The 16,086-nt window shown below is 73.1% G+C and carries 14 protein-coding genes and 2 pseudogenes; 7 read left to right on the top strand and 9 right to left on the bottom strand.

The genetic code is table 11. From position 1 onward, the window contains the following. The 5 genes from tal (at position 1) to pgl (ending at position 6,258) form a co-directional block, all read left to right on the top strand. Positions 1-1,179, top strand: coding sequence for a transaldolase (gene tal, locus AB0H28_RS25845; protein ID WP_358045211.1), 1,179 nt, complete (start codon positions 1-3; stop codon positions 1,177-1,179). A gap of 78 nt (positions 1,180-1,257) precedes the next feature. Beyond that, the gene (locus AB0H28_RS25840; protein WP_358045348.1) at positions 1,258-2,826 is read left to right on the top strand and encodes a glucose-6-phosphate isomerase; all 1,569 of its coding nucleotides are present in this window, start codon (positions 1,258-1,260) and stop codon (positions 2,824-2,826) included. Between the two features lie 50 nt (positions 2,827-2,876). Beyond that, entirely contained in the window at positions 2,877-4,391 is a 1,515-nt protein-coding gene (gene zwf, locus AB0H28_RS25835; protein ID WP_358045208.1) for a glucose-6-phosphate dehydrogenase, read from the top strand. Positions 4,392-4,422: 31 nt separating this feature from the next. Beyond that, complete coding sequence (locus AB0H28_RS25830) at positions 4,423-5,439, top strand: glucose-6-phosphate dehydrogenase assembly protein OpcA (RefSeq protein ID WP_358045205.1); 1,017 nt, start codon at positions 4,423-4,425, stop codon at positions 5,437-5,439. Between the two features lie 48 nt (positions 5,440-5,487). After that, the gene (gene pgl / locus AB0H28_RS25825; protein WP_358045203.1) at positions 5,488-6,258 is read left to right on the top strand and encodes a 6-phosphogluconolactonase; all 771 of its coding nucleotides are present in this window, start codon (positions 5,488-5,490) and stop codon (positions 6,256-6,258) included. A gap of 133 nt (positions 6,259-6,391) precedes the next feature. Here the strand turns inward: pgl and AB0H28_RS25820 are convergent, their stop codons facing one another. The 9 genes and pseudogenes from AB0H28_RS25820 to AB0H28_RS25780 form a co-directional block, all read right to left on the bottom strand. After that, the gene (locus AB0H28_RS25820; RefSeq protein WP_358045200.1) at positions 6,392-6,736 is read right to left on the bottom strand and encodes an RNA polymerase-binding protein RbpA; all 345 of its coding nucleotides are present in this window, start codon (positions 6,734-6,736) and stop codon (positions 6,392-6,394) included. A 132-nt stretch (positions 6,737-6,868) separates the two neighbouring features. Then, the gene (gene secG, locus AB0H28_RS25815) at positions 6,869-7,129 is read right to left on the bottom strand and encodes a preprotein translocase subunit SecG (protein WP_181569394.1); all 261 of its coding nucleotides are present in this window, start codon (positions 7,127-7,129) and stop codon (positions 6,869-6,871) included. Between the two features lie 95 nt (positions 7,130-7,224). Further along, positions 7,225-8,016 (bottom strand): triose-phosphate isomerase, encoded by a 792-nt coding sequence (gene tpiA / locus AB0H28_RS25810; RefSeq protein WP_358045197.1) that lies wholly within the window; start codon positions 8,014-8,016, stop codon positions 7,225-7,227. Then, positions 8,017-9,216 carry a phosphoglycerate kinase gene (locus AB0H28_RS25805; RefSeq protein ID WP_358045194.1) on the bottom strand — a complete coding sequence of 400 codons (1,200 nt, stop codon included), beginning with the start codon at positions 9,214-9,216 and terminating at the stop codon, positions 8,017-8,019. 52 nt (positions 9,217-9,268) lie between these two features. After that, positions 9,269-10,273: a type I glyceraldehyde-3-phosphate dehydrogenase gene (gap, locus tag AB0H28_RS25800; RefSeq protein WP_358045191.1), complete on the bottom strand. Its 1,005-nt coding sequence runs from the start codon at positions 10,271-10,273 to the stop codon at positions 9,269-9,271. A gap of 267 nt (positions 10,274-10,540) precedes the next feature. Beyond that, positions 10,541-11,521 (bottom strand): DNA-binding protein WhiA, encoded by a 981-nt coding sequence (gene whiA / locus AB0H28_RS25795; RefSeq protein WP_018788213.1) that lies wholly within the window; start codon positions 11,519-11,521, stop codon positions 10,541-10,543. Between the two features lie 55 nt (positions 11,522-11,576). Continuing rightward, positions 11,577-12,581 carry a uridine diphosphate-N-acetylglucosamine-binding protein YvcK gene (gene yvcK / locus AB0H28_RS25790; protein WP_358045189.1) on the bottom strand — a complete coding sequence of 335 codons (1,005 nt, stop codon included), beginning with the start codon at positions 12,579-12,581 and terminating at the stop codon, positions 11,577-11,579. Continuing rightward, entirely contained in the window at positions 12,578-13,486 is a 909-nt protein-coding gene (gene rapZ, locus AB0H28_RS25785) for an RNase adapter RapZ (protein ID WP_358045345.1), read from the bottom strand. The genes yvcK and rapZ overlap by 4 nt, the downstream gene beginning before the upstream one ends. Before the next feature lie 292 nt (positions 13,487-13,778). Continuing rightward, a pseudogene (locus AB0H28_RS25780) lies at positions 13,779-13,939 on the bottom strand (XRE family transcriptional regulator); the annotation flags it as partial. Between AB0H28_RS25780 and AB0H28_RS25775 the strand changes: the two are divergent. Further along, positions 13,939-14,163 (top strand): annotated as a pseudogene (locus tag AB0H28_RS25775) (hypothetical protein); the annotation flags it as partial. The pseudogenes AB0H28_RS25780 and AB0H28_RS25775 overlap by 1 nt on opposite strands. Positions 14,164-14,194: 31 nt before the next feature. Further along, a complete protein-coding gene (recQ, locus tag AB0H28_RS25770; protein ID WP_358045186.1) occupies positions 14,195-16,036 on the top strand; it encodes a DNA helicase RecQ in 1,842 nt (613 codons plus the stop codon). Positions 16,037-16,086: the final 50 nt, after the last annotated feature.

Here is a 16,086-nt window from a genome sequence, read left to right as displayed (position 1 = left end):
ATGACGGACAGGCTGAGCGAGCTCCAGAACGCCGGGGTGGCGATCTGGCTCGACGATCTTTCCCGGGTACGACTGACCTCCGGCGGGCTGGACAAGCTGCGCCGGGAGAGCCACGTGGCCGGCGTGACCACCAACCCGACGATCTTCGCCAAGGCGCTGAGCGACGCCGACGAATACGACTGGCAGCTTCGTGACCTCGCCACCCGCGACGTGGACGTCGAGGAGGCGGTCCGCATGCTCACCACGTACGACGTGCGGTGGGCCTGCGACGTGATGCGTCAGTCGTACGACGCCAGCGACGGGGTGGACGGCCGGGTGTCGATCGAGGTCGACCCCCGCTCGGCGCACGACGCGGACAAGACCGCCGCCGAGGCCAAGGCGCTGTGGTGGCTGGTCGACCGGCCGAACCTCTTCATCAAGATCCCGGCGACCGAGGAGGGCCTGCCGGCGATCACGAAGACGCTGGCCGAGGGGATCAGCGTGAACGTGACGCTGATCTTCGGGCTGGACCGCTACTCGCAGGTGATGGAGGCGTTCCTCGCCGGCCTGGAGCAGGCGCAGGCCAACGGGCACGACCTGTCGAAGATCGGCTCGGTCGCCTCGTTCTTCGTCTCCCGGGTCGACAGCGAGGTGGACAAGCGGCTGGAGAAGATCGGCTCCGACCAGGCCAAGGCGCTGCGCGGCAAGGCCGCGGTGGCGAACGCCCGGCTGGCCTACGAGCGTTACGGCGAGGTGTTCTCCTCCGCCCGCTGGCAGAAGCTGGCCGACGCCGGCGCCCACCCGCAGCGACCGCTGTGGGCGTCCACCTCGACGAAGAACCCGGACTACCGGGACGTCGTCTACGTCGAGGAGCTGATCGCCCCCGGCACGGTCAACACCATGCCGGAGCCGGTCATCCACGCCTACGCCGAGCACGGCGAGACGCAGGCCGACACGATCACCGGCGGGTACGACGACGCGCGGCAGGTCTTCGCGGACCTGGAGTCGGTCGGGGTGGACCTGGCCGACGTGATCGCCACCCTGGAGCGGGAGGGCGTGGAGAAGTTCGAGGCGAGCTGGCTGGAGCTGCTGGAGGGGGTCAAGAAGTCCCTCGCCGAGGCGGCCAAGGGCGCCGGCAGCCCGCACCGGGCGGCCGGGGACAACGCGCGCAACGCCCAGCAGGCCGGCGGCAACGCGTGACCGACGGCGTCCGACGCGTCCCGGGGCGCTGCCCCGGGGCGCGTTCCGTCGTACCGTGGAACCGGTGAGGTGAGTCACTTGGGTGACCTGCTGGCCGGCCCGGCGGACGTCGCCGCCGGCCTGGCCGTGCACGGCGCGGACGCGGTGGATGACCGCTCCGCGCGCGCCGCGCTGGTCGCCCGCGACGTGCCCGCGCGGTTGGCCGCCGAGGACCCGACGCTGTGGGGGCCGGGGGCCGAGGCGGCGGCCCGCGGCCGGCTGGGTTGGGTCCACACCCACTGCCGCAGCCGGGACCTGCTCCCCCAGCTCGCCGAGCTGACCGCCGAGTTGGGCGACCTCGACCACGTGGTGCTCGCCGGCTCCGCCGACGTCACGCTGGCCGCCGAGGTGATCGCCGGCTGCCTGGGTCGGCCGCTGACCGTGCTCGACTCGGCCGACCCCGGGCCGGTCCGGGCGGCGGTGGCCGACCGCCCGGCGCGTACCGTGCTGGTGCTCGCCGGCCGGTCCGGCCTCGACCCGACCGCCGACGCCCACCTGCGCGCCTACCGGCGGGCCTGGCGGGACGCCGGCCCGGAGGCCGACCGGCACGTCGTGGTGGTCACCCCGGCCGGCTCCGAGTTGGCGGCGCTCGCCGACGAGCTGGGTGCCGTGGTGATCCCGGCCGACCCGCACGCGGTCGGGCCCTGGTCCGCGCTGACCGCGTTCGGTCTGGTCCCGGCGGCGCTCGCCGGCGCGCCGGTCGTCGAACTGCTGGACGAGGCCGCGGCGCTCGCCGACGCGCTCGACCGGGACCGGGACAATCCCGGCCTCGCGCTCGGTGCGGCCCTGGGCGCGGCTGCCGCCGGCGGGCGGTCCACCGTCGCGCTGACGCCCGACGGCACCGGCCTGGACGGGCTGCGGCACTGGGTCGGCGCGCTGCTCGCCGCCGCGACCGGCGGGCGGGTGCTGCCGATCGCGGCGGAGTCGCCCGACGCGCCCGGCGCCGGCGGGCCCGGCGTGCTGACGGTCGGGATCGGCGGCGCGCTCGGCCCGGCCGTGACGCCCGGCGTGGCCGCCGACGTGGCGGTCAACGGGCCGCTCGGCGCCCAGTTCCTCGCCTGGGCGCACGCCGCCGCGATCGCCGCCGCGGCGCTGCGGGTCGACCCGTTCGCGGAGCCGGTCCGGTCCGCTGCGGCGGGGCCCGCGGACGACCCACCCTCGTCGGTCGACGGCACGATCGAGGTGTACGCCCCGGCCGGCGCCCCCACCGACCTGACCGGCGCGCTGTGGTGGCTTGTCGACGGGCTCGGCCCCGACGAGCACCTCGCCGTCACCGCCCACCTGGACCGGCGGGCCGACGCGGCGGTCGCCGGGCTGCGCCCGCTGCTGGCGCGTTCCGCCGGACGACCGGTGACCTTCGGGTGGGGCCCCCGCCACCCGAGCCACCACGACGGGCGCGCCCGGCACCTCCAGATCACCGGCGTGGTCACCGATGATCTGGCGGTGCCGGGCCGCCCGTACACCTTCGGGGAACTCCAGGCGGCCCAGGCCGCCGACGACCGGCGGGCCCTGGCCGGCCGGGAGCGACCGGTGCTGCGACTGCACCTGACCGAGCGGGCGGCGGGCGTCGCCCAACTGCTGGATACGGCCGGACGGACACGTACGTGACGATCAACGACCTGGAATCAGTGGACCGACATGCAGGAGGAGGTGGCCCGGTGAACCCGCTGCGTGACCCGCAGGACCGGCGGCTGCCGCGGATCCCCGAGCCGTGCGCCTTGGTGATCTTCGGGGTCACCGGGGACCTGGCCCGCAAGAAGCTGTTGCCGGCGGTCTACGACCTGGCCAACCGGGGGCTCCTGCCGCCCGGTTTCGTGGTCCTCGGCTTCGCCCGCCGCGACTGGGGCGACGGTGACTTCGAGTCGCTGGCCCACGAGGCCGCCAAGAAGCACGCCCGCACCCCCTGGCGGGAGGAGGTCTGGGCCCGGCTCGTCGGCAACATCAAGTTCGTCGGCGGCTCGTTCGACGACGACGCCGCCTTCGACCATCTCGCCACCACGCTCGACGAGCTGCGCGAATCGCACGGCATCGACGGCAACGCGGCGTTCTACTTCTCCATCCCGCCGGCCGCCTTCCCCGTGGTGCTCAAGCAGCTCGCCCGCACCGGCATGGCCGACAACGACAAGTCCGGCGGCTGGCGGCGGGTGGTGGTGGAGAAGCCGTTCGGCAACGACCTGCCCTCGGCCAAGGCGCTCAACGACCTGGTCGACGACGTGTTCACCAGCAAGGACGTCTTCCGGATCGACCACTACCTGGGCAAGGAGACGGTCCAGAACATCCTGGCGCTGCGGTTCGCCAACAACCTGTTCGAGCCGCTGTGGAACTCCAAGTACGTCGACTCGGTGCAGATCACCATGGCCGAGGACGTCGGCATCGGCACCCGGGCCGCGTTCTACGACTCGGTCGGCACCGCCCGCGACGTGCTCCAGAACCACCTCCTCCAACTGCTCGCCCTGGTCGCGATGGAGGAGCCGACCAGCTTCGACGCCGACGAGATCCGGGCCGAGAAGCTCAAGGTGCTCAAGGCCATCACGGTCCCCCGGGACATCGCCGGGGACACCGTGCGCGGCCAGTACCTGCCCGGCTGGGTGGGCGGCGAGCGCGCCAAGGGCTACCTGGAGGAGGAGGGCGTCCCGGCGGACTCCACCACCGAGACGTACGTGGCGGTGAAGCTGGGCATCCAGAACCGGCGCTGGGCCGGGGTGCCGTTCTACATCCGGGCCGGCAAGCGGCTGCCCCGGCGGGTCACCGAGGTGGCCATCATGTTCAAGAAGGCGCCGCACCTGCCGTTCAACGCCGCCGACATGGAGTCCCTCGGCCCCAACCAGCTCGTCATCCGGGTGCAGCCGGACGAGGGCGTGGTGCTGAAGTTCGGCTCCAAGGTGCCGGGCACCACGATGGAGGTCCGCGACATCGCGATGGACTTCCAGTACGGCGAGGCGTTCACCGAGTCCAGCCCGGAGGCGTACGAGCGGTTGGTGCTGGACGTGCTCATCGGCGACCGGACGCTGTTCCCGGACGCCGCCGAGGTCGAGCAGAGCTGGCAGGTGGTGGACCCGCTGGAACACGCCTGGGCGGGCACGACGCCGGAGCCGTACCGGGCCGGCGAGTGGGGCCCCCGGGCCGCCGACGAGATGCTGGCCGACGAGGGCCGGGCGTGGCGCAGAGCGTGAGCGAGCAGAGCGAGCGAACCAGGAGGCTCCAGTGATCGGGCTGTGGGACACCACCGGCAACGAGGTGGTCAAGGCGCTGGCCGCCGAGCGGCGCAGCGCGGGCGGGGTGGCCAGCGGCATGGCGCTCACCCTGATCGTGGTGGTGGACGAGAAGCGGGTCCGGGAGGCGGAGGCGGCGGCCACCATCGCCGCCGCCGCGCACCCGTGCCGGCTGCTCGTGGTGGTCCGCGCCGACGTGGAGCGGGACCGCAACCGGCTGGACGCGGAGATCGTCGTGGGCGGCCGGCTCGGCCCGTGCGAGGCGGTGGTCACCCGGATGTACGGCCGGCTCGCGCTGCACGCCGAGTCCGTGGTGATGCCGCTGCTGGTCCCGGACGTGCCGGTGGTGACCTGGTGGCACGGCGAGCCGCCGGACGAGATCGCCACCGACTTCCTCGGCGTGGTGGCCGACCGGCGGATCACCGACTCGGCGCAGGCCGCCGACCCGATCGCCGCGCTGCGGCAGCGGGCCTGCGACTACGCGCCGGGCGACACCGACCTGGCCTGGACCCGGATCACCCCGTGGCGCACGCTCGTCGCCGGGGCGTTCGACACCACCCAGGCCCGGATCACCGAGGCGACGGTGGTGGCGCCGCGCACCGACCCGACCGCCGCGCTGATGTGCGGCTGGTTGAGCGCCCGGCTCGGCATCGCGCCGGCCTGGGAGCACACCGACGAGTTCCCCCGGATGCGCGAGGTGCAACTACGCTGCGCCAACGGCGACGAGCTGACGCTGACCCGGGACGACAGCATCGCCGTCTTCCGGCGTACCGGTCAGGAGGATCGGACGCTGCCGCTGGTCCGCCGGCCGCTCGGCGACGAGTTGGCCGAGGAGCTGCGTCGCCTCGACGCCGATCAGGTGTACGCCGAGGCGCTCGGCGCGACGGCCGGGCTGACCAGCCTGGACCAGCGCGCGCCGCAGCGGGTGCACGTGTGGAAGGATCCGGCGACCGCCCGGCGGGCCGAGGCCGGCGTTACCGCGCACGCGGGCGCGACCGCCAACGAGTGACCGCCCGGACCGGGCGGTCGGACGCACAGAGACACGAGGGCACGACGGATGACTGAGGCGAGTGTCGCCGTACACGCCGACCCGGACCTGCTGGCGCAGGCGGTGGCGGCCCGGCTGGTGGTGAAGCTGCTCGACGCGCAGGCCGAGCGCGGTCAGGCGTCGGTGGTGCTGACCGGCGGGCGGATCGCCGCGGCGGTCCACCGGGCGGTCGGCCGGTTGCCGGCCCGCGACGCCGTGGACTGGTCCCGGGTCGACGTCTGGTGGGGCGACGAGCGGTTCCTGCCGTCCGGCGACCCGGAGCGCAACGAGACCCAGGCCCGGGCGGCGCTGCTGGACGCGCTGCCGCTGGACCCGGCCCGGGTGCACCCGATGCCGGCGTCCGACGGCCCGTGCGGTGACGACCCGGAGGCCGCCGCCGCCGGGTACGCGCGGGAGCTGGCCGCCGCCGCCCGGCCGGGCACCGCGGCCCTGCCCCACTTCGACGTGTTGATGCTCGGCGTCGGCGAGGACGGGCACGTGGCGTCGGTGTTCCCGGAGCACCCGGTGCACCACGACGACCGGCCGGTGAGCGCCGTGCGGGGCAGCCCGAAGCCGCCGCCGGTGCGCACCACGCTGACCCTGCCGACGATCAACACGGCCGAGGAGGTGTGGCTGGTCGCCGCCGGGGCGGACAAGGCCGGGGCGGTCGGCATGGCGCTGGCCGGGGCCGGCCCGGTGCAGCTTCCGGCGGCCGGCGTGCACGGCGTCTCCCGCACCCTCTGGCTGCTGGACCGCGCCGCCGCGGCCAACGTCCCACCCCGAGCCCGCAGCCTCCGCTGACCCCCACCCCACCCCCACCCCCTCCCCTCAGCGCTGATTCATCGGAAAGAGTGGCTATAGCCGGCGGCATAGCCACTCTTTCCGTGAATCAGGCGCGACTGGGGTGGGGGTGGGGGTGGGGGTGGGGGTGGGGTCAGGGGCGGCCGCGGCGGCGGTGTAGGGCGGCGAGGGCCTCGGCTAGCAGCGCCTCGCCCTCCTCGGGCGTGCGCCGCTCCTGCACGTACGCCAGGTGGGTCTTGTAGGGCTCGGCGCGGGTGCGGGCCGGCGGGTTGCCCGGGTCGGGGCCGGCCGGCTCCCCACAGCGCGGGCAGTCCCACGACGCCGGGGTCTCCGCCTCGGCGGCGATCAGGAACTCGACGCGGTGCCCGTGGCGGCACCAGTAGACGACCGGCCGGCGCGGGGCCGGCTCGGTGCGCTGGTCGAAACGCTCGGGGGCGGACCCGATCCGGGTGCCGCGGATGACGTTGTTGCTGGGCACGGTTGCTCGCTCCCTGTCGTCGGAGGGGACCGCCGCCGGGAAGGGATCGGCGACGGGCGACGGGCGGAGAAACAAAACTGCGCGCGGTCCGTGACGGACCGCGCGCAGATTGTACGCTTCTTCGGCGCTCGCTCAGGTGCCGCTGCTCATCTGCAGCCGGAGCCAGAGCCCCAGCCCGACGATGCAGGCGAACCAGACGATCCCCACCAGAACGGTGTAGCGGTCGAGGTTCTTCTCGGCCACCGAGGAACCGGCCAGGCTGGAGCTGACGCCGCCGCCGAACATGCTCGACAACCCGCCGCCCTTACCGCGGTGCAGGAGGATCAGCAGGACGAGCAGCACGCTGGTGATGACCAGCAACGTGATCATCGTGTAGGCGAACCAGATCGGCATGGCGGGGGTCAGTCCTCTCGTTACGATCACTGCCCGGACCTGTCGGGCACGGCGGCACCGACCGGTGGACGGGCAGCGTCAAGGATAGCGAGCGATCAGCGGGCCGTGTGCTCCGGGAACCGACAGATCTGCGCGAACTCCTCCGCGTCCAGGCTCGCGCCCCCGACCAGCGCCCCGTCCACGTCCGGCTGGGCCATGATCGCGGCGACGTTCGACGCCTTGACCGACCCGCCGTAGAGGATCCGGACCTGCCCGGCGGTGGACTCGTCGAAGGTCTCCACGAGCCGCTTGCGCACCTCGCCGCAGACCTCCTGGGCGTCCTCCGGGGTCGCCGTCTTGCCGGTGCCGATCGCCCAGACCGGCTCGTACGCCACGACGACCTTGGTGACCTGCTCGGCGGTAAGGCCCTTCAGCGCGCCGTCGAGCTGGTCACAGCAGTGCGGAACCTGCTTGAGCTGCTCCCGGATCTCCAGGCCCTCGCCGATGCAGAGGATCGGGGTGAGCCCGTTCGCCAGCGCCGCCGCCACCTTCGCGTTGACCAGCGCGTCGTCCTCGTGGTGGTACTGCCGCCGCTCGGAGTGGCCGACCACCACGTAGCCGCAGCCCAGCTTCGCCAGCATCGGCCCGGCGATGTCGCCGGTGTAGGCCCCGGACTGGAACGGCGACAGGTCCTGCGCGCCGTAGCCGATCAGCAGCTTGTCGCCGTCCACCGCGGTCTGCACGGTACGCAGGTCGGTGAAGGGCGGCAGCACCACGCACTCGACGTCGGTGAGCTGCTTTTCGTCGAGGCTCGCCGCCAGCTTCTGCACCAGCAGGTTCGCCTCGAGGTGGTTCAGGTTCATCTTCCAGTTGCCGGCCATCAGTGGCCGGCGGGTGGTGCTCGCCATTCAGTTCTCCAGGGCCGCGATGCCGGGGAGGGTCTTGCCCTCCAGGTATTCCAGGGAGGCGCCACCCCCGGTGGAGATGTGCCCGAACGAGGACTCGTCCAGGCCCAGCGCCCGCACCGCCGCCGCCGAGTCACCGCCGCCGACCACGCTGAACGCGTCGGCCTTGGTGATCGCCTCGGCCACCCCGCGCGTGCCGTTGGCGAACGCGGCCATCTCGAACACGCCCATCGGGCCGTTCCAGAAGATCGTCTTCGCCTGGGACAGCACGGCCGCGAAACCGGCCACCGTCTCCGGGCCGATGTCCAGGCCGAGCCGGTGGCTGGGGATGCCGTCGGCGGGCACCGTGTCGTGCGCGGCGTCCGGGGCGAAGGCGTCCGCGGCCACCACGTCGACCGGGAGCAGGATCTTGCCGGGGGCGCGTTGCATCAGGTTGCGGCAGGTCTCGACCATCTCCTCCTCCAGCAACGAGGTGCCCACCTCGTGGCCCTGGGCCTTGAGGAAGGTGAAGCACATCCCGCCGCCGATGAGCAGCCGGTCGACAGTGGGCAGCAGCGCCTCGATCACGGCCAGCTTGTCGGAGACCTTCGAGCCGCCCAGCACCACCACGTACGGCCGCTCGGGCGCGCCGGTGAGCTTGCTGAGCACCTCGACCTCGCGCAGCACCAGCCGGCCGGCCACGTGCGGCAGGCGCGCCGGCACGTCGTGCACGCTGGCGTGCTTGCGGTGCACCGCGCCGAACGCGTCGTCGACGTACGCGTCGCCGAACGCCGCGAGCTGGTCGGCGAACGCGCCCCGCTCGGCGTCGTCCTTGCTGGTCTCGCCCTTGTTGAACCGGAGGTTCTCCAGCAGCGCGACCTGGCCGTCGGCCAGCTCGGCCACGGTGGACCGGGCCGAGTCACCGACGGTGTCCTCGGCGAAGTGCACCGGGGCGCCGAGCAGCTCACCGAGCCGCCCGGCGACCGGGCGGAGGCTGAACTGCGGGTCCGGCGCGCCCTTCGGGCGGCCCAGGTGCGAGCAGACGACCACCTTCGCGCCGGCCTGCACCAGCGCGCCCAGCGTCGGCAGCACCGCGCGGATCCGCCCGTCGTCCGTGATGTCACCGGTCTGCTTGTCGAGCGGGACGTTCAGGTCGGCGCGCACCAGCACGCGCCGACCCGACACCCCCTCGGCGAGCAGGTCGTCAAGGTTACGGATCGTCACAGAGCTAGTCCTCCGTTCGTGACTGCGGGGCTCGCAAGCTCACTCCTCGCACTCACAGCGACGAACCCACCAGCTTGACCAGGTCCACGAGGCGGTTGGAGTAGCCCCACTCGTTGTCGTACCAGCCGACGACCTTGACCTGGTTGCCGATCACCTTGGTCAGCGGCGCGTCGAAGATGCACGACGCCGGGTCGGTGACGATGTCGGCGGAGACGATCGGGTCCTCGTTGTAGACCAGGACGCCCTTGAGCGGGCCCTCCGCGGCGGCCTTGATCGCGGCGTTGACCTCGTCCACGGTGGTCTCCCGGCCGACCTCGACGGTCAGGTCGGTGGCCGAACCGGTCGGGATCGGCACCCGCAGCGCGTAACCGTCGAGCTTGCCCTTCAGCTCCGGCAGCACCAGGCCGATCGCCTTCGCGGCGCCGGTCGAGGTGGGCACGATGTTGAGCGCGGCGGCCCGGGCCCGGCGCAGGTCCTTGTGCGGCGCGTCCTGCAGGTTCTGGTCCTGCGTGTACGCGTGGATGGTGGTCATCAGACCCTTGGTGATGCCGAACGTGTCCTGGAGGACCTTCGCCATCGGGGCGAGGCAGTTGGTGGTGCAGGACGCGTTCGAGATGATGTGGTGCTTGGCCGGGTCGTACTGGTCCTGGTTGACGCCCATGACCACGGTGACGTCCTCGTTCTTCGCCGGCGCGGAGATGATGACCTTCTTGGCCCCGCCGTCGATGTGCGCCTTCGCCTTGGTGGCGTCGGTGAAGAACCCGGTGGACTCGATGACGACGTCGACGCCGAGGTCGTTCCACGGCAGCTTGCCGGGGTCCTTCTCCTCGAACACCTTGATGGCCTTGCCGCCCACGGTGATCTCGTCGGCGCTGGCCTTCACCTCGTGCGGGAGGCGACCCAGGATGCTGTCGTACTTGACAAGGTGGGCGAGCGTCGCGTTGTCGGTCAGGTCGTTGACCGCCACGATCTCGATGTCGGCGCCGGACGCCAGCACTGCCCGGAAGAAGTTACGGCCGATCCGGCCGAAGCCGTTGATGCCAACCCGGATGGTCACAGGTCCCATCTCCTCGCGTTCTGGTCCGCCGGCGTCAGACCACGGCCGGCGGAGGTGTGTGCGCCGACCGTTGGAGCCGGCCGTTGACGATGTCATCTCGGCCACCCCGCCGCGGTCCATGGAAGACCTGACCGCCCGAGGCGGTGAGTACGGCGAGGAATGCCTGTGCCGGCCCCCTTGCCGTACGCAGCGACCCTATCCGAGCGCGCGGCGGCGCGCTGCGCCGGGTGGTGATCCCGGTCGCGCGACGTCACCCCCTGCGTCCTATCAGACCACGAGCATGTCCGGTGTGACTGCCGCTTCGGTATCCGGGATGCCGAGGTCGCGGGCCCGCTTGTCGGCAAGCGCCAGCAACCGGCGGATCCGGCCGGCGATGGCGTCCTTGGTCAGCGGCGGCTCGGCGAGCGCGCCCAACTCCTCCAGCGACGCCTGGCGGTGCTCCAGCCGCAGCCGGCCGGCCGAGGTCAGGTGGTTGGGCGCGTCGTCGGCGAGGATCTCCAGCGCCCGGGTCACCCGGGCGGCGGCGGCCACCGCCGCGCGCGCCGAGCGGCGCAGGTTCGCGTCGTCGAAGTTGGCCAGCCGGTTCGCGGTGGCCCGCACCTCCCGGCGTACCCGCCGCTCCTCCCAGGCCAGCACGCTGGAGTGCGCGCCGATGCGGGTGAGCAGCGCGGCGATCGCGTCGCCGTCCTTCACCACCACCCGGTCCACGCCGCGCACCTCGCGGTTCTTGGCGGTGATGCCGATCCGGCGGGCGGCGCCGACCAGCGCGAGCGCCGACTCCGGCCCGGGGCAGGTGATCTCCAACGCGCTGGAGCGGCCCGGCTCGGTCAGCGAACCGTGCGCCATGAACGCGCCCCGCCACGCCGACACCGCGCAGCACACGTTGGCGGCCACCACATGCGGCGGCAGGCCCCGCACCGGGCGGCCCCGCACGTCCAGCAGGCCGGTCTGCCGCGCGAGGGCCTCACCGTCCTTGACCACCCGCACGATGAAGTGGCTGCCCTTGCGCAGGCCGCCCGAGGCGAGCACGTGGATCTCACTCGGGTAGCCGTAGACCTCGGCGATCTCCCGGCGCAGCCGGCGGGCCACCGCGCCGGTGTCCAGCTCCGCCTCCACCACCACGCGACCCGACACGATGTGCAGGCCGCCGGCGAAGCGCAGCAGGGCGGCCATCTCCGCCCGGCGGCAGCAGGGCTTGGGCACGTCGACCCGACTCAGCTCGTCCTTGACCGCAGCCGTCATCGCCATTCCAGCGCCCCCTCACGGACCGGTACCGGCGTGTCGCCGGTGATTACGTACGTGTCTAACGATCGGCGCCCAGGACAGGCACCAGTGCGGCGCCCAGGGCGGCCGGATCATGACGGGGCGTGCCGTCGGTGACGGCGACGGGGGCGAGGACCAGCCGGGCACCAAGCGATTCTGCCGCACGTTCGACCGCGACGGGGTCACCCACCGCCGTCGAGTCGGCAAGCACCATGTCCACCTTCAGCTCGGGCAGATAGCGGCGCAGGGTGTCCAGATGGTCGGGCAGGGACAGCCCGGACGTCTCCTTCTCGGCCATTAGGTTGAGCGTCACCAGCCGCCGCGCCGGGCTGGAGACGATCGCGTCGGCCAGGCCGGGCACCAGCAGGTGCGGCAGCACGCTCGTGTACCAACTGCCCGGCCCGAAGATCAACCAGTCGGCGGCGCGCACCGCGGTCACCGCCTCGGCGCACGCGGCCGGCGCGGCCGGGGTCAGCCGCAGCGACTCCACCACGCCGCTCGTCACCGCCACCTGGTGCTGGCCGCGCAGGGTGCGTACCTCGTCCGGATGCTCCGGGTCGGTGCCGCGGACCCGGGCCTCGATGCCCACCGGCTGGCGGGACATCGGCAGCACCCGGCCGACCGCGCCGAGCATCGCCCCGGCGTGGTCGAGCGCGGCCACCGGATCCCCGAGCAGCTCGGTCAGCCCGTGCAGGAGCAGGTTGCCCACCGCGTGACCGGCCAGCGGGTCGCCCAGGCCGCCGGCCGGGGCCGGCGCGCCGAGCGTCGGCGCGGGCGCGGCGGCGGCGAAGCGGTGCTGGAACAGCGCCGCGCTGCGCCGGGTCGCGGGATGGTCGCCGGAGAGCGCGACGAGCGCCTGCCGCAGGTCACCCGGGGGCAGGCCGCCGCGCTCGGCCCGCAACCGGCCGCTGGAGCCGCCGTCGTCGCCGACCGTGACCACCGCGGTGATGTCCAGGTCCAGTCCGGGTACGCAGTGCCGCAGCGCCCGCAGCGACGCCGAGAGGCCGTGGCCGCCACCGAACGCGACCACCCTGATCGGGGTCACTCCCGCCCCAGGTCCCGGTGCTGCGGGTTGGCGGCGATGCCGGAGGCGCGCAGCCGGACGGCCAGTTCCTCGGCGATCGCGACGCTGCGGTGCTTGCCGCCGGTGCAGCCGACCGCCACGGTCAGGTAGCGCTTGCCCTCCCGCTCGAACCCGGCGGTGGTGGCGTTGACCAGGTCGGCGTAGCCGGCGACGAACGCGTCGGCGCCCTCCTGACCCAGCACGTACGCGCTGACCGCCTCCTCCCGGCCGGTGTGCTCGCGCAGCTCCGGCACCCAGTAGGGATTCGGCAGGAACCGGGCGTCCATCACGAAGTCGGCGTCCGGCGGGAGTCCGTACTTGAAGCCGAACGACAGCACGGTGATCCGCAGCCGGCGGGCGTCCTCGCCGCCGAACAGCTCCTCCACCCGGCGGCGCAACTGGTTGACGTTCAGGTGGCTGGTGTCGATGATCACGTCGGCCTGGTCCCGGGCCTCCTCCAGCAGCGCCCGCTCGACCGCGATGCCGTCGGCCAGCCGCCCGTCACCCTGCAACGGGTGCGAGCGGCGCACGCTCTCGAAGCGGCGGATCAGCACCTCGTCGTCGGCGTCGACGAAGACCACCCGGGGGGAGAAACCCCGCTCGCCCAGCTCCCGGATCGCGCCGGCCAGATCCGTGGAGAACGCGCGCGAGCGCACGTCCAGCACCATCGCCGTACGCCGGGCCGCGCCGCCGGCCTTGAACGCCAGCTCGGCCATGTCCAGCAGGAGCGCCTGGGGCAGGTTGTCGACGACGTAGTAGCCGACGTTCTCCAACGCCCGGGCCACCGTGCTGCGGCCACCGCCGGAGAGGCCGGTCACCACCACCAGGGAGGTCTCCGCCTCCGCCGGCGCCGGTCGTCCCGCCGTCTCCCCATCGGTCGGCACCAGGTTGTCCGCCGTCCGCGCCTCGCTCACCCGCTACCCCCAGCCGTGGCGCCGCGGCCGGTCGGCCGCGCGTGGTCAGTCGCCGACTCTAACGGCTGCGACCCCGCCCGGGATTCCACGGGGTGACCACCGGAACAGCGGCTCGTCCGTTTTCCCGCCCGCCGTCCGACCCGTCCCTCCCCCTCCCTCCGCACCCCATCTCTTCGCTGTTTCACGGAAAGAGTGGCTATAACTGCCGGAACAGCCCCAGTTTCCGTGAATCAGCGGGGCAAGGGCGGGCGGGGGTCAGGGGCGACAGGCCGGGCACGTAGAGGCCCTCGAACGCGCTGATCGAGGTGGCCTCCGCCGCGAAGCCGACGTCGTGGTCCGGCAGCCGTCGCCGTACGCGCTCCACCAGCCCGTCTGCCGGGACCGGCGGAGCAACGCGGTGAGCGACTCCCGTTCGGACTCGGTGGCACACCGAGGGGCTGACCGTCCTGCGCCCCGAACTGACTGCGGACGCCGCGCTGCTGCCCCGGGCCTACGCCTGGAACCACATCGAGCCGGTCTTCTGCGGCCGGGTCGGCCCCGACGGCGAGGTCTGCGCGGACGTCACCGGCCACCCCGGTTTCCACCACGCGGCCGGCATCGGCGAGCTGCGGTGGGGCGACGGCGACGGGACGACGGGGCTTCTTCCGTAACGCTGTCGGGGGACGCTCGTAGACTGCGCGGATGGTCTCCCCCACCGAGCAGCGGACCTCCGACGCGCTGGGCGTGCTACGCCGGGTCTTCGGCTACGACGCCTTCCGCGGCGTCCAGCAGGACATCGTCGAGCACGTGGTGGCCGGCGGCGACGCGCTGGTGCTCATGCCCACCGGCGGCGGCAAGTCGCTCTGCTACCAGATCCCGGCGCTGGTCCGCGACGGCGTGGCGGTGGTCGTCTCGCCGCTGATCGCGCTCATGCAGGACCAGGTCGACGCGCTCACCGCGGTCGGCGTGCGGGCCGGCTTCCTCAACTCGACCCAGGACGCGGCGGAGCGACGCCGGGTGGAGGCGGCCTACCTCGCCGGCGACCTCGACCTGCTCTACCTGGCACCGGAAGGGCTGGCGGTGCGCTCCACCCTCGGCCTGCTGGAGCGCGGCCGGATCGCGCTGTTCGCGATCGACGAGGCGCACTGCGTCTCCCAGTGGGGGCACGACTTCCGCCCCGACTACCTCAACCTGTCGATGCTGCACGAACGCTGGCCGCAGGTGCCGCGGATCGCGCTGACCGCCACCGCGACGCGGGCCACCCGCACCGAGATCGCCACCCGCCTCCAGCTCACCGAGGCCCGGCACTTCGTGGCCAGCTTCGACCGGCCCAACATTCAATACCGCATCGTGCCCAAGCGGGAGCCGCGCCGCCAACTGCTGAGCCTGCTGCGCGACGAGCACCCGGGCGACGCCGGCATCGTCTACTGCCTCTCCCGCGCCTCGGTGGAGAAGACCGCCGAGTTCCTGGCCGCCAACGGCATCCCGGCGCTGCCCTACCACGCCGGCCTGGACGCGACCACGCGCGCTCGCAACCAGCAGCGCTTCCTGCGGGAGGACGGGCTGGTCATGGTGGCCACGATCGCGTTCGGCATGGGCATCGACAAGCCCGACGTACGCTTCGTCGCCCACCTCGACCTCCCCAAGTCCGTCGAGGGCTACTACCAGGAGACCGGCCGCGCCGGGCGCGACGGGCTGCCGTCCACGGCCTGGCTGGCGTACGGCCTCCAGGACGTGGTGCAGCAACGCAAGATGATCGAGACGTCGGAGGGGGACCTGGCGCACCGGCGCAACCTCGCCGCCCACCTCGACGCGATGTTGGCGCTCTGCGAGACGGTCCGCTGCCGCCGCGCCCAACTGCTCGACTACTTCGGCGAGACCGGGGCGGCCAACTGCGGCAACTGCGACACCTGCCTCGACCCGCCGGAGTCCTGGGACGGCACCGTCGCCGCGCAGAAACTGCTTTCCACCGTCTTCCGGCTCGACCGGGAACGCAACCAGCGCTTCGGCGCCGGGCACAGCATCGACATCCTGCTCGGCAAGCACACCGACAAGATCGACCAGCACGGTCACGACACGTTGAGCACGTTCGGCATCGGCACCGAGCTGCGCGACGTCGAGTGGCGCGGGGTGGTGCGGCAACTGCTCGCCGAGGGCCTGCTCGCCGTCGAGGGCGACTACGGCACGCTGGCGCTGACCGACGCCAGCGCCGACGTGCTCGGCCGACGACGCACGGTCACCCTGCGCAAGGAGCCGGAGCGTCCGCTGTCCGGCCGGGCCGCGAAGCCACGCGGCTCGGCCACCGTCGTCGCCGACCTCTCCCCCGCCGCCGCGGGCGTCTTCGAGCGGCTGCGCGCCTGGCGGGCGGCCACCGCCAAGGAGCAGGGCGTCCCGGCGTACGTGATCTTCCACGACGCGACCCTGCGCCAGATCGCCGCCGAGCCGCCGGCGTCACTGGCCGAGCTGTCCCGCTTCAGCGGCGTGGGCGAGAACAAGCTCGCCAAGTACGGCGAGTCGATCCTCGCCGTCCTCGCCGAAGGATGACGAAGCGCCCGACCCCGGGTTCGTGGGGTCGGGCGCTTCGGTGTGTGCGG

The sequence above is a fragment of the Micromonospora sp. NPDC050980 genome, assembly GCF_040653835.1.
Taxonomy (GTDB): domain Bacteria; phylum Actinomycetota; class Actinomycetes; order Mycobacteriales; family Micromonosporaceae; genus Micromonospora.
Note: the sequence above shows the minus strand (reverse complement) of the source record. Positions and strands in the feature narration are given on the sequence as shown.

Coding starts and splice junctions, on each gene's coding strand:
- tal (WP_358045211.1), top strand. CDS start 1: ATGACGGACAGGCTGAGCGAGCTCCAGAACGCCGGGGTGGCGATCTGG.
- pgl (WP_358045203.1), top strand. CDS start 5,488: ATGACTGAGGCGAGTGTCGCCGTACACGCCGACCCGGACCTGCTGGCG.
- secG (WP_181569394.1), bottom strand. CDS start 7,129: ATGCCGATCTGGTTCGCCTACACGATGATCACGTTGCTGGTCATCACC.
- tpiA (WP_358045197.1), bottom strand. CDS start 8,016: ATGGCGAGCACCACCCGCCGGCCACTGATGGCCGGCAACTGGAAGATG.
- whiA (WP_018788213.1), bottom strand. CDS start 11,521: ATGGCGATGACGGCTGCGGTCAAGGACGAGCTGAGTCGGGTCGACGTG.
- recQ (WP_358045186.1), top strand. CDS start 14,195: ATGGTCTCCCCCACCGAGCAGCGGACCTCCGACGCGCTGGGCGTGCTA.